The sequence below is a fragment of the Fontibacillus phaseoli genome (assembly GCF_003337355.1).
Classification (GTDB): Bacteria; Bacillota; Bacilli; order Paenibacillales; family Paenibacillaceae; genus Fontibacillus; species Fontibacillus phaseoli.
On the sequence record NZ_QPJW01000009.1, the window covers coordinates 43,334 to 65,708 of the forward strand.

21 protein-coding genes are annotated in these 22,375 nt (G+C 49.3%); 2 read left to right on the forward strand and 19 right to left on the reverse strand.

Features of this window, described 5'->3' with window-relative positions; genetic code table 11:
• Positions 1–40 precede the first annotated feature (40 nt).
• The 18 genes from DFP94_RS18545 to DFP94_RS18630 form a co-directional block, all read right to left on the reverse strand.
• Complete coding sequence (locus DFP94_RS18545) at positions 41–2,404, reverse strand: PEP/pyruvate-binding domain-containing protein (protein ID WP_114497966.1); 2,364 nt, start codon at positions 2,402–2,404, stop codon at positions 41–43.
• Positions 2,405–2,597: 193 nt separating this feature from the next.
• Entirely contained in the window at positions 2,598–3,563 is a 966-nt protein-coding gene (locus DFP94_RS18550) for a hypothetical protein (RefSeq protein ID WP_114497967.1), read from the reverse strand.
• Positions 3,556–4,545, reverse strand: coding sequence for a Gfo/Idh/MocA family protein (locus DFP94_RS18555; RefSeq protein ID WP_114497968.1), 990 nt, complete (start codon positions 4,543–4,545; stop codon positions 3,556–3,558). Before DFP94_RS18555 ends, DFP94_RS18550 begins: the two co-directional genes overlap by 8 nt.
• Complete coding sequence (locus tag DFP94_RS18560) at positions 4,542–5,720, reverse strand: aminoacyl--tRNA ligase-related protein (protein WP_181873213.1); 1,179 nt, start codon at positions 5,718–5,720, stop codon at positions 4,542–4,544. The genes DFP94_RS18555 and DFP94_RS18560 overlap by 4 nt, the downstream gene beginning before the upstream one ends.
• 32 nt (positions 5,721–5,752) lie before the next feature.
• Complete coding sequence (locus DFP94_RS18565; protein ID WP_114497970.1) at positions 5,753–6,721, reverse strand: DUF6005 family protein; 969 nt, start codon at positions 6,719–6,721, stop codon at positions 5,753–5,755.
• A gap of 2 nt (positions 6,722–6,723) precedes the next feature.
• Positions 6,724–7,005: an acyl carrier protein gene (locus tag DFP94_RS18570; protein ID WP_114497971.1), complete on the reverse strand. Its 282-nt coding sequence runs from the start codon at positions 7,003–7,005 to the stop codon at positions 6,724–6,726.
• 32 nt (positions 7,006–7,037) lie between these two features.
• On the reverse strand, positions 7,038–8,159 hold the full coding sequence (locus DFP94_RS18575) for a DegT/DnrJ/EryC1/StrS family aminotransferase (RefSeq protein ID WP_114497972.1): 1,122 nt from the start codon (positions 8,157–8,159) through the stop codon (positions 7,038–7,040).
• A 13-nt stretch (positions 8,160–8,172) separates the two neighbouring features.
• Positions 8,173–8,436 carry a phosphopantetheine-binding protein gene (locus tag DFP94_RS18580; RefSeq protein ID WP_181873214.1) on the reverse strand — a complete coding sequence of 88 codons (264 nt, stop codon included), beginning with the start codon at positions 8,434–8,436 and terminating at the stop codon, positions 8,173–8,175.
• Positions 8,437–8,438: 2 nt separating this feature from the next.
• A complete protein-coding gene (locus DFP94_RS18585; protein ID WP_114497974.1) occupies positions 8,439–9,677 on the reverse strand; it encodes an AMP-binding protein in 1,239 nt (412 codons plus the stop codon).
• A 50-nt stretch (positions 9,678–9,727) separates the two neighbouring features.
• Positions 9,728–10,576 carry a sugar phosphate isomerase/epimerase family protein gene (locus DFP94_RS18590; RefSeq protein ID WP_114497975.1) on the reverse strand — a complete coding sequence of 283 codons (849 nt, stop codon included), beginning with the start codon at positions 10,574–10,576 and terminating at the stop codon, positions 9,728–9,730.
• Positions 10,577–10,599: 23 nt separating this feature from the next.
• Positions 10,600–11,982 (reverse strand): glycosyltransferase family 4 protein, encoded by a 1,383-nt coding sequence (locus DFP94_RS18595; RefSeq protein ID WP_114497976.1) that lies wholly within the window; start codon positions 11,980–11,982, stop codon positions 10,600–10,602.
• The gene (locus tag DFP94_RS18600) at positions 11,979–12,947 is read right to left on the reverse strand and encodes a glycosyltransferase family A protein (RefSeq protein ID WP_114497977.1); all 969 of its coding nucleotides are present in this window, start codon (positions 12,945–12,947) and stop codon (positions 11,979–11,981) included. The genes DFP94_RS18595 and DFP94_RS18600 overlap by 4 nt, the downstream gene beginning before the upstream one ends.
• Positions 12,948–12,965: 18 nt before the next feature.
• The gene (locus DFP94_RS18605; protein ID WP_114497978.1) at positions 12,966–13,955 is read right to left on the reverse strand and encodes a BtrH N-terminal domain-containing protein; all 990 of its coding nucleotides are present in this window, start codon (positions 13,953–13,955) and stop codon (positions 12,966–12,968) included.
• Positions 13,956–13,985: 30 nt separating this feature from the next.
• Positions 13,986–14,237: an acyl carrier protein gene (locus tag DFP94_RS18610; protein WP_114497979.1), complete on the reverse strand. Its 252-nt coding sequence runs from the start codon at positions 14,235–14,237 to the stop codon at positions 13,986–13,988.
• A gap of 14 nt (positions 14,238–14,251) precedes the next feature.
• Complete coding sequence (gene pabB, locus DFP94_RS18615; protein ID WP_114497980.1) at positions 14,252–16,471, reverse strand: aminodeoxychorismate synthase component I; 2,220 nt, start codon at positions 16,469–16,471, stop codon at positions 14,252–14,254.
• Between the two features lie 48 nt (positions 16,472–16,519).
• Positions 16,520–17,287, reverse strand: a complete 768-nt coding sequence (locus DFP94_RS18620) for a hypothetical protein (protein WP_114497981.1) — start codon at positions 17,285–17,287, stop codon at positions 16,520–16,522.
• Positions 17,288–17,296: 9 nt separating this feature from the next.
• The gene (locus DFP94_RS18625) at positions 17,297–18,466 is read right to left on the reverse strand and encodes a beta-ketoacyl-[acyl-carrier-protein] synthase family protein (RefSeq protein WP_114497982.1); all 1,170 of its coding nucleotides are present in this window, start codon (positions 18,464–18,466) and stop codon (positions 17,297–17,299) included.
• A 50-nt stretch (positions 18,467–18,516) separates the two neighbouring features.
• Positions 18,517–18,756: a hypothetical protein gene (locus DFP94_RS18630; RefSeq protein ID WP_147273867.1), complete on the reverse strand. Its 240-nt coding sequence runs from the start codon at positions 18,754–18,756 to the stop codon at positions 18,517–18,519.
• 146 nt (positions 18,757–18,902) lie between these two features.
• Here DFP94_RS18630 and DFP94_RS18635 point away from each other — a divergent pair, with 146 nt between their 5' ends.
• Both DFP94_RS18635 and DFP94_RS18640 read left to right on the forward strand, forming a co-directional pair.
• The gene (locus DFP94_RS18635) at positions 18,903–20,306 is read left to right on the forward strand and encodes a class I adenylate-forming enzyme family protein (protein WP_114497984.1); all 1,404 of its coding nucleotides are present in this window, start codon (positions 18,903–18,905) and stop codon (positions 20,304–20,306) included.
• 43 nt (positions 20,307–20,349) lie between these two features.
• Positions 20,350–21,309 (forward strand): hypothetical protein, encoded by a 960-nt coding sequence (locus tag DFP94_RS18640; RefSeq protein ID WP_114497985.1) that lies wholly within the window; start codon positions 20,350–20,352, stop codon positions 21,307–21,309.
• A gap of 5 nt (positions 21,310–21,314) precedes the next feature.
• On the opposite strand, the gene DFP94_RS18645 is transcribed toward DFP94_RS18640, so the two are convergent.
• A complete protein-coding gene (locus DFP94_RS18645; protein ID WP_114497986.1) occupies positions 21,315–22,358 on the reverse strand; it encodes a glycosyltransferase family 2 protein in 1,044 nt (347 codons plus the stop codon).
• Between the last annotated feature and the right edge of the window lie 17 nt (positions 22,359–22,375).

A 22,375-nucleotide genomic window follows, 5' to 3' on the forward strand; every position in this document is an offset into this window, starting at 1 on the left:
TTGATTCCTGATCTCTCGACCTTCCGTAGTTTACAGATTATCACTCCGCAAGTATTTGGACAATGCCCCGCCCTCCGTCAACGAGGACCCGATCTCCTGTTTTCAGCTTGGAGGTGGCGCTCCCGCATCCCACTACGGCAGGGATCCCGAGTTCCCTCGCCACAATGGCCGCATGGGACAGCGGTGCACCGATGTCGGTAACAATCGCCGCGGCTTTGGGAAACAGTAGCGTCCATCCGATATTCATCGTAGAAGCCACCAATATTTCGCCGGGTTGCAATTGCTCCCCTTCATCCGGATGTCCAAGAACGCGAACGCTGCCTTGAATCCGGCCTGCAGCGCCGGCAAACCCCTTCAGGCTGTCCGACTGATCATGAGTCAACGGCAACGATGCATCGAAATAATCACTTCTGCGAAACGGTTCCTCCGCCCAGGCAAAAGGGTCAAACCTTCCGCGGATCACGGACGGAAATGTCGGCAGCGTCCGGTATTTGGCATAGGCTTCTTTCCGGGCAGACAGATGTTTCGCCGCAGGTAAAGATCCTCCTGACAGCCAAGCCAAAATTTCATCGATATACCAGAAGAAAATATCCTCACCTATTCCCGCCAATTCGCCAGCCTTCAGGGCGAACTGCCGGTTGACCCGAAAGGTTCTCGTCCATTCCGATCGGACGGCTTCACGCAATTTCGGGCCTTCCGAGGCCGATGTCATTTTCCGGATCACCCGGGTTGCCGCTCGGGGATAGCTTTGCTCAAACCGCTCCCAAGTTTCTTTATTCTGATGATATCGACTCTTCAAGAGATGATCTCCATCCATCGGACTCGCCTTGGACTCGGCAATTTTTCCTTCCAGCCAAGCGGGGTCTTCTCCCGGTGCAGGGATCGACAATTCAAATTCATGCGGGCCGCGATGCCCGTATTTTTCAATATATTGCTCCTGGCTTAATTCCCCTTTCAGTACCTTGGAAATCCCTAAAAGCGGACCCAGGCTTTCCAGTTCGGAAGACCCGCTCCCGTATGATAAAAGATGATTCGCATCTTCCTCGCCCACAAGTTTGCCGAGCTTGACTTGCAATTTTTCAAAGTTTTGCATTTGCCGCGAAGGAGCTTCGAGGGCATACCACATCGCATTCACGTTGTATGGCCAAAGTGTATGGTTCCATAAGTCAGCTAAATGTGCCCGGGTTTTGGCCATCGAGATTTCCTCGGTTACCCGCTCGCACCATGTCCGAGTTTCTTGCAGAAACTGCCCGGCATTCCGAACCGCTTCTTTGGTTTTTTTCAGATGATAGAAAAACTTGCCCCCCGTAACCCTAATTAATTCCCATCTTGAAAAAGGAAACAACGGCACCTCGATCTCCTCGGGAATGTTTCCGAATACCCGGCTCATTTTACGCAACACCGTTTTCGGAGAGATTCCAAAAGCCGCAAACATGGAAAGCGGACGACTGATATTGGAGTACACTCTACCGCAAATATTTCCCGACATCACGTAATGGCCCGGAAGCAAACTGTGTTCCTCATCCAGCAAACGGAGGAGGGACCAGCTTAACGGAGTCATGACATCGGATATCGATTCGCCGACGTTCGTATTGATCCAAAGGTCATCGCTCGCCAAAGAATCGTTAATTTCGTACGAATCCCGGCTTCCTATACCTATCGTAGTAATCGGCCGCGACTGCAAAATATAGATCTTTCCGTTCACGACAGCCCATTCGATATCCTGAGGATTTCCCAATTCGGCTTCCAATCTGGAGGCAAGCTTATATAGCCGGAGCGCATGTTTTTTGAATCCGACGGGGCCTGAATACTTCCCGCCGGGACGAATGAGCGAGAAGGCTTCAGCATTGCTTTCGCCGGACACCAATTGCTCCCCCAACCCGTACACGAAATTCCCCTGCATCGTTTTTCTGCTGCCCGTAAGAGAATCGATGGTAAATAGAACGCCTGAAATTTCACTATCGATCATGAGCTGCACTACTATGGCGATCCGGTGAGCGGAATCAACACCTTTGACGGAACTGTAAATTTGAACCCTTTCGGCCTGCGCGGAGAGATATACCGTTTGAATGGATCTTAAAATGTCTTCATCGGACTTGTTATTCAAAACGGTCTCGAATTCTCCGGCAAATGACGCCTCGGCCGAATCCTCGTTCAACCCTGAAGATCGGACGGCAAATTTGGCGTTTTTGTGTTTCTTCCTAAGCAGGTTTATCCGGGATTGGATCCCGGCCCACGCCAGTTCGGTCAACCTTCCTTCTTCAAACGCCGCTGGCAGAATTACAAACCCTTCCGGCACGGGATATCCCGCACAAAACATCATGGAGAGCATACCTCCTTTCCCTCCTGCCGCAGTCCTAAGCTCCGGACTCATTTCCCCGAAACCGATAACCATACCTTCCATCCCTCTCATTCCTCCCAAAAGTAAAGTTTGATTAAGTTTTTTCTTTTTCTCTAAAAAAAGAAATTTAATATAATATGATACTAAGTTTCAAAATATACAATATTCCAAAATATTGTTTTCGTCAATCCATTCTTTTGCAATCAAAAAAGCAGTACCCCTTTACAAGGAGCACTGCCGGATTTCGACAATATGATTAATCTATAAGTTCGTTGTATAAGAATTTTAGAAACTTCATTTCCGACGCTTTAATCTGAGCAACCTTTTCCAGACAAGTCTCCCTTTTGTGGGGATCATCGCTTTTCCGGCCCAATCGGATCAGACATAGATTAAGGGACCTCCATAATTGCTTGATGTCCTCCATGATTTCTCCGCCAGTGATAACCGATGTCTCCTTCATTTGTCCGAAACTTACGAAGCTCTCCCAGATCATCGGGCGCAATTTATGAAACACCATGATTGAAATATTGTTCCGGTCAACCCAGGATTTTCGCTCTACCTCGCTCCAGCCCGAACAAGTTTCAATATCACGCTCCAGTATTTCCAAAGCTTGTTTTCCACCGGGTATATACGGTTTATCAAAGGAAATCCAGTTTCTTTCCGCAGCCATCGCCAGCTTATCGCCGAGCGGCCGGCTGCGATCATCAAAATGACTCCCGACGGAAAAATACAGCATTTCATTATTCATTACACTTGCGGCTTCAAGTTCCGCTGCCGCTACTTCACCGCAAAATTCCGCAATCGGATCAATTACCGCAAACTTTCCGGTCTGTTCGTTATAGTCATACACCAACACGCAATGCTTTGCATTTACGCTTTCAAACGTCAGGATATTGCGCGGGAAATAGAATAACCCGGACGCGTTACATATGAACATTACACCATTGCCTTCACGAATTTCAGTGATTAAATCCGGAATCCGACCGATATCTGCCCGGATCGCCATCCCGTATAAACTGTCCATATTATAATAATTGGGGGTTCTGCTTGTGATCAGCGTGTGTTGCTCATAATGGACGTTCCAGTAATTCGCCACAAACAAGCGATAATCCTGGCCGTGCATATTTAGCCAGGTAGCCATACACGATGCCGCGCATTCCAGCGGGCCAATGTTGACAAGCTCCGGTTTTGTCATTACTTTTACTTTGGCCGGATTAACCATATAACATCACCTCTTCTTTAAGGGCAAATTTTTTAATTCCATCAAGCAGTTCCATGCTCTCCACAGCCTCGGAAATCGTAACGGCGCATGTGCCTCTTCCCGCTACTTCCTGGATGAAGCTGGTATAAATCCGGTCGCCGGCAAACCTGGAATTCGGCGGAATCGGAACCCGTTTCGGGGCCTCCCCTTTTTGCTCAAGCATTGCCTCGTTTTCATGAATCAGCAGTGTCGCACGATCTCCCCCGATGATCCAAGAAGGTTTGCTGGCACAGGATGCTGCATTCAAGTCGATCATTACAACAATTCCCGTATCCAGTTTCAGTACAGCATGGCAGTAATCTTCCACATCTCCGGTTTCATGGCTCAATCTATGCATGTTGGACGTGATCTCTTGTACCTGACCAAGCCTCAATTCCACCAGTTGATCGGCCAAATGGACTCCCCAGTCTAGTAAGATGCCTCCGCCGTACTTCTCCTTCCCGCGCCACTCCGGGTGGTACGACTTGATTCCGAAACCAATCCCTAAGTCGGGCATATGATGGGACCGTTCAATGAACTTCAAATTGCCTAGAGTTCCGGCATTTAATACAGATTTGACGAACTCGAAATCGGCATCGAATCTGCGGTTTTGGAACACCGTGACCACCCTGTTCAAACGCAGCGCAAGGTCGGCGATTTCTCGCGCTTGGGCTGCGTTTACGGTAACGGGCTTTTCAATGATCAGATGTTTGCCGTGCTTCAACGCTTTTATAGCGAGTTCATAATGATATGTGGGAGGTGCGGCAATCAACAACAGCTCGAAGTCATTCTCCAAAAATTCATCGTAATCGCCGTAAACCTGCAATCCTCTTTTCTCAGCCAGTTCCCGCCGTTCCAAAGTAACGTCAAAAACCGCACTCAGCTCAACTTCTTTCAGCTTACGAATCATCGGATAATGCAGCAATTCAACAATTCTCCCATACCCGGCTATTCCCAGTTTCATGCTTTCTCTTCAACTCCTTTCTCCAAGTGATCCTCCGATTCCAGCCCCAGCAATTTTCTAATAGGCTCCGGCCAAAAAGCCAGTACATTCCCGTAAGTTGCAAACAGCGCATACATCCAACGTTCAATGCCAAAGCCGACGCAGCCGGAATGTTGCCAATTCCCGTTCCGGTCGCGGATATCAAAAGCTTTGCATAAAGACTGGCGCATATCATTGACGGATGAAATCGCAAAAGATTCCTTGCCCCCATCCAGCCGGCAAATAAGCTCATATTTCATATCGGCCATTAATTGATGCTGCCCCTTCAGCACATCCTCTTCAAAATAGAACGGATCGCTCGCCGTCTCGATGCTTCCTTCCAGGCCAAGCGCGGTAAATAGTGCCCAAATTTCTTCCACCGCCTGAAGCCGGGTAGCCCGAACAAATTCGGCATCTCCGATAAACGCCAATTCCTTGACATTGAATTCGTTCATCCGGTGCTTACCGAGCCGCCAAGGCGCTTCATGGCGGAAACAATTGCTTGTCGAAGCCAATACCAGCGGTCCGTTAACAACTTGACCTTCGAGTTCCTCATAACAATGGAAGCAGGCTGCGGGGGTCAGGGCATAGCCGCTTAACCTGGGAATTCTCTCAAAATGTTCATGGTGGCGCACGCTTTCAAGGGTCTCCATTTGATGAGGAATTTCGGAGACAAGATAAATATTTTGCGGGTAAGTTTCGATGTAATTTAACTTGCTTAACGTGGCTTGCAAAATCAGGGAAGGATACTTTCTCTTCTCCGCTCCGAATAATTCCGTTAGGTGCGTAAAGACGTTTTCAAGCGCCTTAAACAGCACTGCCGGCATTTCGGCGCCGAGTTCTTTGTGTAAAGTGAAATCATGGCTATCCGCATTCTGAGTCACCGCGGCATCCTGTATCGTTATTCCGCCCTGTTGAGTGGATTTGATCACTCTGCGTTTAACGGTACGCACTCGCTTAACCTCTTCCTGCAAGGCCGTTATCGTGTCTTCAATCACCGGCAACCTCTCCGGATCCGTAATATCCAGTACGACTTCATGATTATCGGCATCCACTATGCAGCTTACTATTCCTTCAATGCTATAAATCAGCTTGCCGTACAACAACTCCATTTGCTGTTCATTCAGCGATTTGTCGAGAGCAAATGAATAATTCACGTCTGAATCCCCCCCATTTTCCTCGCCTGCCGTCATTTCACCGTTTCTATTTCTGACGTCTCCTCTCTCCACTGCATATATAGCGACCACAACATAGTTTTAATGTCCTGCTCCAAACTTTCTATTTCCAGCAACAATTCGTACAGCTTCTCAGCATTCACCAAACTGGGTACAATCCCCAAACGGACCCCCTGGATCGAGAGCGAATTCCACCGGGCGATCAACTTGCTGCTCGACTCTGTTATCCGGGGGTCCGGATCCGTACCATCTGAGAAAAAACCGACTGCGGTAAGGTAGGCATTTTTTCGTTTACCCATGGTACCGATTTCCGCCAAGGCTTCGGACAGATTCCGCATTGAATACTCGCTGCCGGTTTGCAACGCCTGCTGAAACAGCGGTTTCATCAAATCGATCAAATCGTTGCTCTCCAAGGAAAGCGTGGATTCAAATAAAGCGCATACGCTCGTGAAATCCGGAACTTGAATATCTCGCTTATCCAGCCTGAATCCGGCGATCAGTTTCCCGCAGCCGAACGCTTGAGCCATCGACTGATGATCGATGACCCCTCTCCAGCCAAAATACGGATCGATGACGCTCCAGCCCTCCGTAGGATGATAGGACTCCAGCATGACGATATGCGGAGCATGCTTGATTTTATAGCACTGGTTCGGATAGCAAAGATAATAACCGTCCACTAAAATAATGTGATAACAATGATCGGGCTTGCTCGTAATATCCCGCAGCAAATATTGAAAGTTTTTTCGCCTGCTTTTTTTCAAATTATGCCAAACGGTAATAGGCTGCCGGTACAAATACTGAAACCTTTCCAGAAAAACATCGGACGTGATGAATTTGGAATAATAGGAGATGGTCCCGGCCTGATTAAGCGCAAATTGCGGATTCCAGGCTCCAAAGTAAAGCGGACGATAGTCATAGCTCGGCTGCTCACTGAGTGCAAAGGCAAAACAATCCAGGAGGCACTGGGTTTCAAGACGTTTCATATTCATCCGCCCTCAGGTTCAAGCTTGGCCAGGATCATCTGCTTAATTTTGCCGACCGTTTGAAAGTTCTCTTCCAACATGCCGGCGTCATCAAAAGAAATTTTATAATGTTCTTCCAGTTGAATGATTAATGTAATCAATAGAACAGAACTCAGTCCGAGCTCCCAAAGCATGGTATGTTCGTCGGTGCGTTCCGCGATATGGGGGTCTTTGAGCAAACCGCCAATAGCCGTCCATACATATCCGGCGATATCTGAATGCAACACGGACATCTGATGATCCATAACAAAGCTCCTTTCCGAAAACCAATTCACGTCTAGGCCGTAATTTTTCCGAGTACCTCTTTGACGACCCCGGCAATCTCCTGTACATCCCGTTCGGTCATTCCGATATGCATCGGAAGTGAAATGATTTCTTTCGATAATTGTTCTGCTACGGGGAATGTCCCCGAATCATAGCCCAAATGTCTAAAGGCGGGCGTTTGGTGGACCGGCAGCGGATAGTGTACGGCAGTCAAAATCCCTTTCTTTTGCAGTTGTTTTCTCAAAGTTTCCCTGATCTGCGTGTCTACCCTGACCACAAAGAGATGATAGACATGACTTTCGTCTCCCCGGTCTGACGGCACAATGATGGAAGCTGCGCCATCCAAATAGGAACGGTAACATGCCGCCATACTGCGGCGATGGCACGACCAGTCATCCAGATAAGCCAGTTTAAGCTCCAGGGCGATCGCTTGAATCGGATCAAGCCGGGAGTTGAAACCGGCGATTTCATGTTCATACCGGGTCTCTCCGCCGTGATTCCGCAGTTTTCTTAGGAGGGACAAGAGCTGCGGTGACGACGAAATGACCGCTCCCCCATCACCGATGGCACCTAAATTTTTGTCCGGATAAAAGCTAAAGCACCCCAGCGCCCCCAAACTTCCCGCTCCCTTGCCGTCAAGACGCGCTCCGGCAGCCTGCGCACAATCTTCAATGATTTCAATGCCTCGTTCTCCGGCCCACGGAATCAGTTCGCTCAAATCAGCCATTTGCCCGTACAGATGAACGGCGATAATGGCTCTGGTGCGGGGAGTGACCACTGCTTTGACCTGTTCAATATCAATCAGAAAGGTATCCTCGCAGCAATCGACCAACACCGGAGTCGCTCCCGTATGATGAATCGCCTCCACTGTGGCAATGAACGTATTTGTAGCGGTAATGACTTCATCCCCGTGTCCGATCCCCAGTGCCTTCAGCGCTAAATACAAGGCGTCGGTTCCATTACCTAAGCCGACCGATCCCTCCGACCCCGAAAAGCTCGCGAACGCCTGTTCAAAGCTGCCCACGGACGGGCCGCCCACAAATACCCCACGCTTCGCTAATTGTTCCACCGCTTCTAACCAGCGCTCGCGAATGATCTGAAATTCGATCTGCGGTGCCGAAAATAAAATCCCCATTTTCCGCTCCCCCTTAAATTTTCATAGCTTCCTGTAGCTCCTGAATGAACGTCACTAACATGCCCATTGTAGAAAAAACAGCAGGATCCACCCCTTCTTCCGGCACAACCACGTCGAACTCCTCTTCGATGTAAACGACCAGTTGAAGCACCATCAGCGAGTCGATATGCAAATCTTCAAACAGCCGGCTCGACTCCAGCACAACCTCAGGCAACTGAACCTCCAAATTACTTGCAATCAAATCTGTAAGCGTAATCAAAATTGATTCTCTTGTCATCTTCATCGCTCCATTTCGATTAATAGTTTCCTGCTGACCTTCCCGCTGGGCAGTTTCGGAATTTCATCCCTAAACTCAATGGAATGAGGTACTTTAAAGGGGGGCAATCTGTTCAGGCACCATTCCCTGACTTCATTCATTTCCAGAAATGGTTCCGTAACTACCAGCGCTTTTACCGCTTCACCCCACACGGGATGTCTGCCCCTGAATACAACGGATTCCTTTACTCCGGGCATTTGATCGATAACCCTTTCCACCTCCGAAGGGATTACTTTTAAACCGGATACATTAATCAAATCATCCATCCTGCCCATCACCAGGAGTTCGCCCGCTTCATCCAGCAAGCCCAGATCCCCGGTTCTTGTTTGCCTCCCGTAAGCAAATACGGCGATCTCCTGCGGCACGGTCTGTCCCGGTTCCAAGGATAGACGCAGATGATCCAGCGGTTTCCCGACACTGCCGGCGGTTTCGGGATGTACCCCTACCGAAATGCATCCGCATTCGGAGCAGCCGTATTGGCTCCATACCTGATTTGAAGAACTATTTAGCGATTCGAGCAAAGAAGCCGGCATTGGCGCGCCCGAACTGATAACACGGTCGAAGGCAACCGGTTGCCGTTTGAAAGACATCAGCAGATTCAGCAAAAAGGGAACCCCGTAAGTAATGGACTTGTTGCATGAACGAATCATATGAATCGCAAACTTCGGATTTTTGTCCGTAATGACGATCGGCAAGGCTTCCCGTTCCACCGCCGCCAGCATTCCCGTTATGAATCCGAAGGAATGATGGGCGGGAACTAGAATGATCGCCGCTTCTTCCGACGTAGTGACAATCCGCCGGTTATAATTCACGATTTCTTCCTGTATCTCTTGCCAGCTCCGCACGATCAGCTTCGGCTCTCCGGTCGTCCCCGATGAATACTGCATGAGCGAAGGCGTATCCTGCGCCGCCCCTCCGTCCAGAGCAATCATTTGCCGGTCATCCCCATATATCAGCACATGGCATCCCGCCTTTTGCGAGCTCTCCCTCGCCGAGACAACCGGTGTATCCCCTCGCAGCAGCAATAGGGAACCGCCGCGCTCACGTAAATATTGAGCGATGCTCAAGATAAAAAGCGGATGGTTCAGACATAGCGAGAACATTTTCCCCTCCGGCGAATGAAGCAAAGGCTGTCCCTCCAGCCACCTGTATTGGTCTTCAAGGTCGCTTCGGCTATACCTGTCTTTATTGACCTGTAGCATCGGCACCCCCCATTCGGAATAGTTGCGATTTTGAATGAAGCGTTCTTGTTCTATACGGTTTGTCCCGCCTCCGCATGCTTCAGCCAGCCGATGTCTTTGGACAACGCCTCATAGGGGTTGCGCCCAAACCATTCCAGTGAGGCCGATACGTGGAGGTTTTGTTCCATTAAGCATGAAATGACTTGCTTGTAATCAACCAACCCTTCCCCCAAAGCCACGATCCCTTCCCTGCTCCCGTTCGGGGAATATACATTTCCCGGCTCGAACACGCCGAGATGCTGCTTGGCGGAAATATTTTTCAAATGCATGATGCTGACGAACGGCTGCAGTTCTCGAAATGCTTCTATCGGATGACTTCCCGATTCCCATAAATGCAAAAAATCCAGATTGACCGTTAATTGCGGATGATGAATATCCCGAATCAAGTCCAGCGTCGATTGCAGCGTATCCGCCATCGTTTTTGGATGCGTCTCGATCGCCAGCCCAATTCCGCGCCTGCCGGCCCGTTCCGTTAACTCACCTAGGCGGTCGATCCATAATTCCCGCTCAAACCTGTCCACCTGCAAACTGGCCTTGTTTCCCGCAAACAACCGAATCAATCCCGCATCAAACATGCAAGCCAGATCGATACTTTGCTGAAAGCTCTTCAAATGCTCTCCATAGGCGGATGAGCCGGCGGACAGATCGATATAATCGCTAACCATCGGTACGTGCAAATGATAGGAACGCAGCCTGCGTACCATTTGCAACAGCCGTTCCCCTTCACGGTTTAACATGGCTTTACCATGAACGGACCACAGCTCAATACCGGTAAATCCAGCCTTGACGGCGAACTCCATCAACTCTTCAAACGAAACCAGCTCATGTCTGAAGGAAATCGTGCATAGATTAAAATCCATTTCATTCTCCTCCTCTCAACCTGTTAAACCCGCTCCACGCTCCTCTCGCAAAAATGCTTGATGATCGGCTTCGCTTTGGGCATCCACTCCTCCATGGGTTCGTCATTGGGACTTCTAAGAATCGAGAATAATGAATCATTTATGAAAGAAAATTGCTGCAAATGATGCAGATGATAAATGTCAGGGCAGAAGCTAAGCGGTGTATTGAATATGGCATCTTTCGAAACAACGGGGTCGCAAGGTTCTCCAAACCGCCGGTAAATGGCTTCCACGATCTTAGGTACGATGACCTGATAATCGTATTTTTGCGCACTTTGTTTGGCCGCTCTCGACATCGACTCTCTAAGGCAGCCGTCAGACAGAATTTGCAAACAATAGGAGACGGCCTGTGCCAAATCGATTGTCGGATAGTCATTCTCCCAGCAACAGTCGACCAAAAAGCCGTCATGGCCATGATCGACAAGTTCCCTGAAGCCGTCCCAATTCGTACAAACAACGGGAATGCCCCAAGCTTTCGCTTCAAGCAGGTTAAATCCAAACGTCTCGCCGGGATCGGTCGAGAAATTTACTAACAAGTCGGCGGCCATAAAGAGCTTTTCTTTTGCTTCGCCCTCTACGATCCCGGGAAATACTACAACACCCTCTAAATCCAATTCCTCAACAAGACCGGTAATATAGTGTCTGTAAATTGCCATTTGTTCCGGCGTCGCGCCTGTATATTCTCCCGCGATCGTCAAGCGGGCCTGGGGAAATTCGGTATGCACCTTGGCAAAACAATGGAGTAAAAAGTCTGTGTTTTTTACATTTTCAATTCTTCCGATAGCCAGCAGCTGTTGGCGGGCCAGGTTATTCCCGGTTGCCGGTACTTGGGTGGATAAAGACATGCGGTCTTTATTCTGAAGTGAGATGCACAAGGGGATAAATTCAGCCCGGTCATAATGAGCAGAAATATTCAGTAGAGCCTGCCTGCACGAACTGCTGCTGACAAGCAGGATGTCCCGGGTTGCCAAGCTCGGGACAATCGCCAGCCACTGTTTTAACCAAAAAGGAGAAGCTACCGAATGCGCAATGAGCAGGAAACTCAAATCCGACTTGATATAATTTCGGGCAAGCAACAAATAAGGAACGATAACCGGCAAATTTATGTACAGTACATTTATCCGGTACCTGGAGCATAAAGCAGACAGCTTCTCCGAAAGTGACGGCATGCCGTAAGGATAACGCCGGATCCATTGCTCTATCGATCCGTCAAACAATTTGATGAAAGCTAGCGGAGGAATCTTCACGACATCGGCATATTGTCCCAAATAAGAAATCCACTGCTCGTCGATTGCCTTTTCGTTTACCCGTTTAGGCCGGCCTCCAACATATCCGATTACGATGTCTCCGCGCAGATCCTCCATCATAGACTCCCACCGGGGTTAATCATGCAGCGTTCGGCCTTAAGCATCTGCTCGTTCGCCAAATGAAACTCCCGTTCTTTGACCAGCGTTTCACTGAGCCTGACATAAAATTTGTACAGTAAAGCGTTTACGATTTCGGGTTCGGAATAACACTCGTCCTTCTCGCCGGCAATTCTCAACGCTTCCAAAAATCCCATTTCGTCGACCCTTGCTTTCTCTGCGTAATATTGTTTCAGTCTGGCCCGCGTAGCCGAGCCTGTTTGCTGCGGAATTCTATATTTGGAGTGAATTCCGCTTGCATATGCGTAGTCGCCGCCTCCGGCAGAGTATAGCAGCCAGGCATAATAATCTTCCGACACTCTGACATCGGGAAAACGGTATTTATAGGCAAGACTTGTTCTGACCGCCGTAGCCGAAGTCAGATTGGTATAACCCGTCATCGTCCCCATCTCAATCCACGCTTCCGGGCCTTGCACCGGATGATCTTCATGGCTATCCAATATTTCAATGATGGAGGCTGTCAGCTTGTCTTTACCGACGTATCCGCCATGCTCGTCGATAACCTGAAAACTGGTATATACGACATCCACTCCAGGATTACGTTGTAAGATGGTTCTGACCGTTTGCAGTCTGTTGCTGTGCGAAAGATCGTCCGCGTCGTTGAATAAGATGAACGGCGAACTTCGCTCATAAGCCATGGCAATTCCGACATTCCTGCATCCGCCGGGGCCTAGATTGGATTCGTTCAACACGACCGCAATCCGGTCCGGATGTTTGCTCTGCAAATCCAGCAAGTAAGGTTTGGCTTCCAAACATGGAGATGCGTCATCAATGATGATCATTTGCCAATCGGGGTCGCTTTGGTTCATGATCGATTCGATGGCTTCATTTAGAAACGTGCAGGTATAAGACATATTCTCGCTCCAATGCGGAACAACAAAGGTGGCCGTCTCGTTAACAGGGTTCATAACTCACCTCTCCGGCTATTAAAATTGCAATAAAAGCTGCTGCGATATCTGCTGTTCCTTCAACGCTACTCTCCTGATTCTGTCGGCGGCGTCATGAAACAAGTCATGCTGCCTGTCCGGATGCGACAGGGCTGCTTTTTCGAGCAGCGCTTTGATCAGATGCCACTGTTCGCCGCAGGCCCACACCTCGGCAGCCATCTCGCGCAGCGCCTCTTCCCCCTTCTCCAAATGAGCCGCCAAATGTCTTAAAAACAGGCAATACTCAACTCTGCCGTCGGCGACCCTGCCGATAATTCCCCACCATCGGGTCCGTCCGAGCTCTTGATGCTGCGCTTCATCCCGGATGAGGATTTCCCGGGAGGTTGAGATCGAACTGCCGAAAAAAGCCATTTGCTCATACATTCTATGTTTTTTGAAGCGTTGAGCTTGTTCTAGCAGCATTTGCCGGACCCTTGGAGGGGTAATGGCAGGACTTGGCCGGTCATTCAGCTCGATTTTCCAAAATCCTTTATAGCCTTTTTCCAGACAATCGTAGGGCATCACGGCATCTTTCCTCAGAAAGTAGCCATCTACGCAAGTCAGCTCCCGTTTTGCTTCATCCATACCAGCAACGACAGAGCAATGACCTCCGTTATGATTCATTTGAAACCCGGAATCCCAGGGGACCCAGTAGCAATCAACCGCAAGTATAACGGGCGTGCCCTGTCGAAGCTCATCTCCTATCATTTGCAAATCGCTATGGACATCGGTACAACGGGACGTAAGTTTAACGCCATAGATCCGGTCCAGCCAATCAAACTTCCAGCGGCGAAACGAAAGTTCCCAGTCCTTATGAAACCAGCCGCGCCTGCCGAAGCTAAAATTCCATGAACCCTGAAACATCAATTCGCAGTCATGCCCAAGCCAGCGCGTCAACGTCTTTACGCTATCTTCGAGGCAACTGTAATATTCAAAGTGCCTGCTCGGTATTCTCTCCAGCCGGTCTGGCCGAATGTCCAGTTTTGGCATACGAATCACGCATCTCCCATTAAATTGAAGTCACCTTAATTTTTTCATTACGATTTCGCTGATTTTGTTTACTGTGGCAAAATTGCTGTACATCAGGTCCTCTGCGTCAAAATCGATACCGAACGCCTCTTCCAGCCTAATGCTGAACATCATCGACTTGATCGAATCAAACCCGTACTCCAGCAAATCGATATCGCCGTGAAAATCCAAGTCCGATTCGAGCTGGTTTTGAAGCAATTCGGTAATCTTTCCTTCGATCTGATCCTTAGATAGCGTGTTCATCCATAAACCTCCGTTCAAAACATATTAACGTCCGCAGGCACGGGAGTGCGGTCACCCAGGATGCAATACCGCTCCGAATCAAAGCCGCCGCAAGCCGTAAGAACGATGGCCTTAATCAGGGCCCTGGCTTTTAAAAGCATCTCGTCATACTCTTCCTCCGGGTCCGAAAGAACCGTAATGGCCCCGCCTACGCCGATGGTCAGCTTGCCTTTATGACATACGATCGTGCGGATCACGATATTAAAATCCGCAGACCCGTTCAAGGCGAAATATCCGATGCTGCCCGAGTAAATGCCGCGCGGGCGGTGCTCCAACACGTCGATAAGCTCCATGCTTCTGATTTTCGGCGCCCCGGTCATCGAGCCTCCGGGAAAGGCAGTACGGATGCAGGAAACGGCGGTATTTCCCTTTTTCAGTTTTCCGGAAACGGTCGTTACCATCTGATGCACGGTCTGATAAGTTTCGATATGCATCAGTTTGGGAACCGTGACGCTTCCGACCTCGCAGACCTGTCCCAAATCGTTACGCATCAAATCCGTAATCATAAGATTCTCCGCCCGATTCTTCGCACTGACGGCCAGATTCCGGAGGAGCTCGTTGTCTTCGTCTGGTGTGGCTCCCCTTCCAGACGTACCTTTGATCGGCTTGGCCTGGACTCCCCCCTCCCGGTCTGCCTTAATGAAGCACTCCGGCGAAGAGCACAGCACTTGAACATCGCCGAAGGATAAATATGCCGAGTAAGGGGCCGGGTTGATCTGCCTTAGGGTTAAATACAATTGCAGAGGGTCGACAGCGCAGCTGACTTCCAGTTCATTCGTCAGGTTGATTTCATACGATTCTCCCTGACGCAAAAACTGTTGCGTATTCACGATATCCTCAATGTACTCCGGGTAACTTCGGTTTAGTTGAAAAGCAAGCATATCCGGACAATTTGGAGGTTTGCCGAACGTTGTACCCGAGGAACGGTCAACCGGCTTGCCATCGATGTGCCTCAACCGGCGATCCATCTCGTCCAACCAGGATTCATCCTGCATTTTCCCCGGCTCAGCTTCATCCTCATGCTGGAATGCGAGGCACAGCAAATACATGCAATGTTCCTGATGATCAAAAACCACCATCCGGTCAGCCAGCACCAGCAATCCGTCCTGAAGTTTACTTGCATAGGCCATGGTTCCACCGGAATCGGCTTTTAATTCGTATCCCAAATACCCCACAAATCCGCCATTCAGCGGGAACGGAACTTCAGGTTCAGCAGTGAACCGGGCCAATTGCCGTTCCAGGTATTCGTAAATCGTCATTCTATGCTCCGTTGTTATGCCTCTACTGGTCACGGTGACGATTTTACGGGACACTTCATACTTAACAGTTTGACTGAATCGTCCTGACGTATTTCCCATATAAGAAAAGCGGGCTAAACCTTGATCCGTTTTGCTGCTGTCCAGCCAAAAGGAATAAACGTCCCTGTCATGAATCCATTGGGTGAAGACTTGTTCGGGATCGGCGAAATGATTGATTTTGCGGACAAGTATTTGAACGGGTTGAACGCTACGATCTACGTTTCGTTCTTGTATGGCTTTCTCCCGCTTTCCTTCCGTCAAATGCAAAAATTCAAGCGGAGTCTTGTCCTCCGGGCATGATTTCGGATTGTCGGCCCAAAATTTCTTCGTTATGCCAATGAAATTTCCGATAATCCGGTGTCCATACTCGGTGCAAACGGATTCCGGATGGAATTGAATGCCGAAGACCGGCAGCTTCCGGTGACGAATGCCCATGATGACGTTATCTTCACACCAAGCCGTAATTTCAAGCTCGTCGGAAGGCACATCCTGAACCATTAAAGAATGATAGCGGACCGCCTGGAATTGTTGAGGAATGTCCAGGAAAAGGTCTGCCCCCGTATGCTCTACCCGGCTGATCCCTCCATGCATGATGTCCGGCATTTGCGTTACACGGGCTCCGTACAGGTGCCCGATCCCTTGATGTCCGAGGCAAACGCCAAGCACGGGTACGCCGGACTGGAGGATGATCGATTCGCACACCCCAAAATCCCGCGGAACTTCGGGACGTCCCGGACCGGGAGAAATAATGACGCCGTCAAAATCGTATTTGGATAGTTGCTCCCATTCCAAATCGTCGTTTTTAATGACCACGGGCTCTTCCCCGTTTACTTGCGCAATGAGCTGGAACAGATTATAGGTATAGGAATCATAGTTATCCACAAGCAATATTTTCATCGATTCACCTTCTTTCACCGCATGTTATATCGCTGAAATGATGCTGGCCTAGGTAGCCTTCGCTATTTGATGAACCTGTGCGCTAAGCTCAAGCAGTCGGCCTAACCCAGGAAACTCGGGAAAATGATGATGACATGCCTCCTCCCCGCCTTCGTTACGAGATTGAATGCTCCATCCCTGAGAATTCCTGTTTACGACAATTGTTTTCTCCAACGATTTCATTGGATGAAAATTGTGCGTTCCATGCTCGCGCTCCAACAGCAAGGAAACAACGCAGTCCCGAATGGGACGGCCATTCATTTCATCGCTCCATGGTGATTGCGACAAGCAGATCCCGCTGACGATGACCTGGTCGCACCGATCGCCGTGGAGCATAGTTCCCGCCAAATCCAACAGCGGGACCAGCAGATCGTCCAACCCGCTAATGCAGGAGACGGGTCCGGTAATTTCATATTCCATGCAAATGAAACCCATGATGCAATTCGGAACGGATTGATAAAAGAGCAGCGGGTTCATCTTGTTCCTCCCCTCCACCAGGTCGCGGCTCGTTAAATCGATGGTCGAGGTATCCCCATAAACGCTGCCCATAATCATTGCCGTGCGCGGTCCGCTCCGGATCCGGCAACTTTGATTTAACCGGGCGATGCTCTCAAAGATGAGCGGGCTGAAATTGGATTTAATAAAGCCGGGAACGACCGGCAATTCGATCTCCTTCGGAGATAATCCGGCGGTTCCTTTATCCGCAAGCTCCAAGGCGGAAATACCATAAGCATTAATGCAACTCTGCGCTTTGACCGACAAGGACATCGGCATCATCCTCGCCCTTCACCTCCATTTCCGCAAAATGAGGGCCGTATTGTTTCCGCCAAAAGAGGAATTCACGTTGAGTACATACTCCAGCTTTTTAGTTCTGGTTTCGTGGAGCACATAATCGAGATCGCACTCCGGATCAAAGGCTTCATGCCCGATCGTAGGCGGAACCAAATCCTCTTGCAGCGCCATCAGGCAGATTGCGGTTTCAACGGCTCCGGTTGCCTGCAAGAGATGCCCGGTCATCGATTTGGTCGAGCTGATGGGAATATCGTACGCCTTGTCCCCAAACACCTGCTTGATCCCGTTCGTCTCGGCGCAATCGGTAAATTTGCTTCCCGTGGCATGGGCGTTAATATAGCTGATTTGTTGCGGCGAAATTTCGGAACGTTTCAAAGCCGTTGTTACCGCAGCGGCAATGCCGTTGCCCTCGGGATGCGGCTTGCTGACATGATAGGCATCGCTGGATAACCCCCATCCCGTAAGCTCGGCCAAAATTGTCGCCTTCCGATGCAAGGCGTGTCCCAGTTCTTCCAGCACCATCATGCATCCTCCGTCTCCCAAAAGCAGTCCGGATCTGTTCAGCGAGAACGGCCGGATAACCCCGTCCCGGGAAAATGCCATTCCGGCATCGAACTTGGCGAACAACTCCTTGTTAATCAGACTGTAACCTCCGCACAAAACCGAATGTTCCCTGCCCGATTGAATCAGGTCATAAGCGTGGCCGATCGCATTGCTTGAGGAGATACAAGCGTTATTAAACGTCAGCGTCCTTGTCCCGGGAATGCCGCACATATCGGCGATTGCACGCGTGTGGTAACCCGGCAAGCTTTCGGACAACCTCGCAGTTTCCAAGTGTGCCCCGCTTGGATCAAGGCGCTGGACTCCGCTCCAAAACCGATGGACAACCTCAAAGTCACCGGCGCATCCGATTACAATTCCGGCATCTGCGGGCAGGCTCAGCGAGGCGTGACTTAGCGCTTCCTTCGCGCAGATCATTCCCAACTCCAGCAAGCTTCCGCTAAAATCGGCTTCCGCTCCAAAGGAACATCGAAAAGGCGCAGGATCAAACCTTTCGATGGGCTTAAACCCATGCGTTCCCCCAAAAAGATGCTCCGCAGCCACTTCCCGGCCAAATCCAAAAGCGGTAAACAAGCTGTAACCCGTAATCACGACTCTTAGCAATGAATCCCCTCCCTCCGGAAATCCTGCCGACGCTTGCGGTAACGCTCTCGTTAACCTGATTGGCCGAGGATGACCCGATGAATATCGTTAATGCTGCATACGCCGAGCCAGTCATAATCCTCTGCGTAAAGATTGATTCCCCATTCCGTCTCCAGGCAGTGCATCAGCCAGAGCATCGAAAGGGAGTCGAACACAATTTGTGTATCATCCTCCAAACCCTCCGGAAGGTTGCGGAATATTCTTCTGTCCTGAAGCATCTGCCGGATGTCCTCTTTTTGAATCCTGATCATGCCGCTTTGCTCCACATCGACCACCTCGCTTTAAGTCACCGTCAATTCATATTTTTGAAAAGCAGTCTATCTTTTTGAATTTCTTTATGGTAAAAGAGACGTAGGTTTATATTTCTAAATATTTTAAAATAAGGAGGATTAAGGAAATGAATAGTTCTCACGAATCCATAGAGAATCTGTATGTCCATCTCATGAATGGTAAAAACCGGGGCGACATCTGCCTGAGCGGCCACCACAATGTTACTTATGGCGATTTGGAAGACCTCGTCGAATATTGGCAGTCTTATTTGCACATGCAAGGAATCGAACCCGACAGCTCCGTTGCACTGCAACTGCCCAATTCTTTTACTTTTATTTACTTGCTGCTCGCCCTGTGGAAACACAATTGCCAAGTTGTATTGCTCGACTTTCGCCTGAAGCCTGCCGAGAGCGAGGAGTTGATGCAAATCTGCCACCCGCATTACTATATTGGTCCTACATCCCCGGTAAACAGCCTTGCCCCGTTTGCACCCGATATAGATATATGTGTCACCAGACGTTATGACGGATGCAAGTCCGATATCTCTTATTGCCTCATCCAATTTACTTCGGGATCCACGGGCAAATCGAAGGTTGTCGGCCGAACGCCGGACTCACTCATCAAAGAAATCGATCGCGTTCTTAAAGCCGAAGGCAGCTTCGTTGCCGGAGACAAAGTGCTGATTTTGAGCTCCATCAGCCATACGTATGGTCTGCTGACCGCTCTACTGCCTTTATTACGGCAAGGCGCATCGATTCTGTTCGCTTCCAGCCAGCAAGCTAAAGACATCCTTTACAACATCCATGGACACCGGGTAACCGGCATTGTCGGAGTTCCTTTTCACTATAATTTGCTGGCTTCCGCCAGTGATTTCCGCCCATGGGACCATGTCCGCATCGCGATTACAGCAGGAGAACTATTACCGGAGCCAACTTTGCAACTCATTTCAACCCGGTTCGGCATCTCGCTGGGACAGATCTACGGTATGACGGAAACGGGTATCATATCTGCCGATTTTCCAGGGGATTTCCCGGGCAGTCTCGGCCGTATTCTCGGTGGCTTGCGGCATAAAATCGAACGGGACGAGCTCTATATTTTCCAGGAACAATCGCCATACATTTTTGACCGTTTGCCGGAGCGATATCAGGATGGATGGCTGCGTACGTTTGATATTGCTTATATGGACGAATATGACCATACACTGCATATCTGCGGGCGAGCCGATTCGTTATTGATTGTCGGGGGATTAAAAGTGAATCTGACGGAGGTCGAAGATATTCTAAAGTTGCACCCCGCTATTCATGAAGTTGTCATCACCCAATCCGGTCAACAGGAAATTGAGGCTTATATCAGCGGCGACTCTTCATTAAGCAGAAACGAAGTACTGCAATGGTGCACGGAACAAATGGCAAATTATAAAATACCGAACAAAATTTTTTTCCTCCCCTCCTTACCGAGAACGGCTACCCAGAAATTAGTGCGCAACCGGCAGAAACTTCAGGAACTGACGGCCGGATTAGAACAATTTTAGCCAGCCTAAGGTCCTAATTTTAATCCAAATGGAGGTTTGCCCAATGAAAAGCTTGGTAACCAAGATCGATTTGCTGCCACGGTATGAGACCAAACTTTTTAACTGCCGCGCATCAAAAATCGTAAGTTATTTGAAATTCGCGAATCTGCCGGTCGAACTTCTGTTTTACAACAGTTTTGAATCTACGGAGAACATCTTCAAGCAATGCGTCGGTGAAGCCAAACCCCGCTGGTGTTACCATACCGAATGTATGTCTTATGATGATTTAAAACTGCTCGGCGTTTCCGTCGAGTACAAGCGGTTCCGTTCGTTCGATAATGCCGTAAGTGAAATGATTGCCTGCATTGACCGGGGGGAGCTTGTCTCCTTCAACTCGAAAATGATGTTTTTGGCGCACCGGAATTCCGTCCAGGACGAGTATCACTACATCTACTTTAGCGGACACAACTTGAAAGAAGCGAAGCCGTATTTCACCTTTCTGGATGACAACGAGAGTTGTCTTGGAGACTATAAACCCTACAAATTAGATGTGGAAACCTTCCGGAAAGCGTTCATTATCAGCAAAAAAGCACTTGGGTTCTTCAAATTTTTTCCTTATGACCCTCAGCAACTGTTAGCGGAAACGACTCGGCGCTATCACAACTGGCTGCTTCATTTCGAGGATCCCTGCACATTCTACGATCAGGTCACCTCTATGCTAACTGCTCCTCCGGAAAATATGGACTTCGTCTCGATCTCCGAGCGTTTTATCGATGCATTCACCGTTATCGCAGGATCCAGATTCATATTCTCCGTTTATTTGCAGTATCGGAACCAAAATCCCGAGGTACAACAAACCTTGCAGGAAGCTTCCCGACTCTCGGAAAATCTGAAAAACCTGCTGCTAAAATACAAATTGACCCGCACTACAAACAACGGCTTGTTGGAAGAAAAGCTGGCCCGGCTTAAACAATTGGAACAGCAAAGCATAGCCATTTTAAAGGCGGAACTGACCGTTCATTAACAAAGTTAACGCCGGTTAAATCTAAGCCGCATGATTTTGTACATATACAAGTGAAACAACACTCTGGATTTCAGTTTCTTGGATATGATCCGGCGCTCCGATAACATTTTCTTTTTCAAAAGCAATTTTCTGATGAAGCGCTCGGCTTCGAACACGTCAAGATAATGTTTCGCGGCCATATCATAAATGTAAGGTTCCAGGTATTGCTGATATTTATCGCTGAAATATTTGAAATTGGCCTTGAACTCGTCGTGCCGCGAAGGCGGCCTGGAATGAACCTGATGATAGTTGATGGCCTCGTGCACGTATTTCATATCCAGCCCGTTTTGCCACAAGCCGAAGCAGAAAGCGGTATCCTCCATCCCCCAGCCGCTGAAGCGTGTATCGAACAGTCCGGCCTCCAGCGCCGCAGCCTTGGCAACGCCCATATTGGCCGTGGTTCCGTAGGACCAGCCGAACCGGAAATGATAGAGTTTGGTAGCATCGATGTTTTTGGGGTTATCGGGATGCGGTTCTTCGCCGAGATCGATTGTTGAAATGGTCTTATCGAATTGATGCACGACCTCGTCTTCCTTAACGATCGAACGTAAAGCGATGCCGTTTCTTTCATCCGGTATGATCCTCCCCAGGACCTCGCCAGCCTTCTGCATGTCTTGGAGAGACAATGGCAGCCCCTCCCTCCAATGCGTAAGAACCCTGCTGATTTTGCCGATGATAAAATAGCGGTCGCCATACCTCGTCAGCAGCTCGGAGTATCGTTTCAAATAGTCCGGCGGAACAAGGCAATCATCGTCAACAAGCACGATATGCTGCCCGCTTGAAGCGCGAATCCCGCAATTTCGAGCCTGTGAACGCCCCTGGTTTTGTTGGCGTATAAAAGTCAGATTCAATTTCGACGCGTAATCCTGAACTACTTGGCTCGTATCATCCCCGCTTCCGTCGTCAACTACGATGAGCTCATAATTTTTGTAGCTTTGGTTCATGAACGAGGCCAGGGTTAGCCTCAAATACGGCGATTTATTGAAGGTAGGCATGATTACGCTTATCATAGAAAACTGCCCCCCTT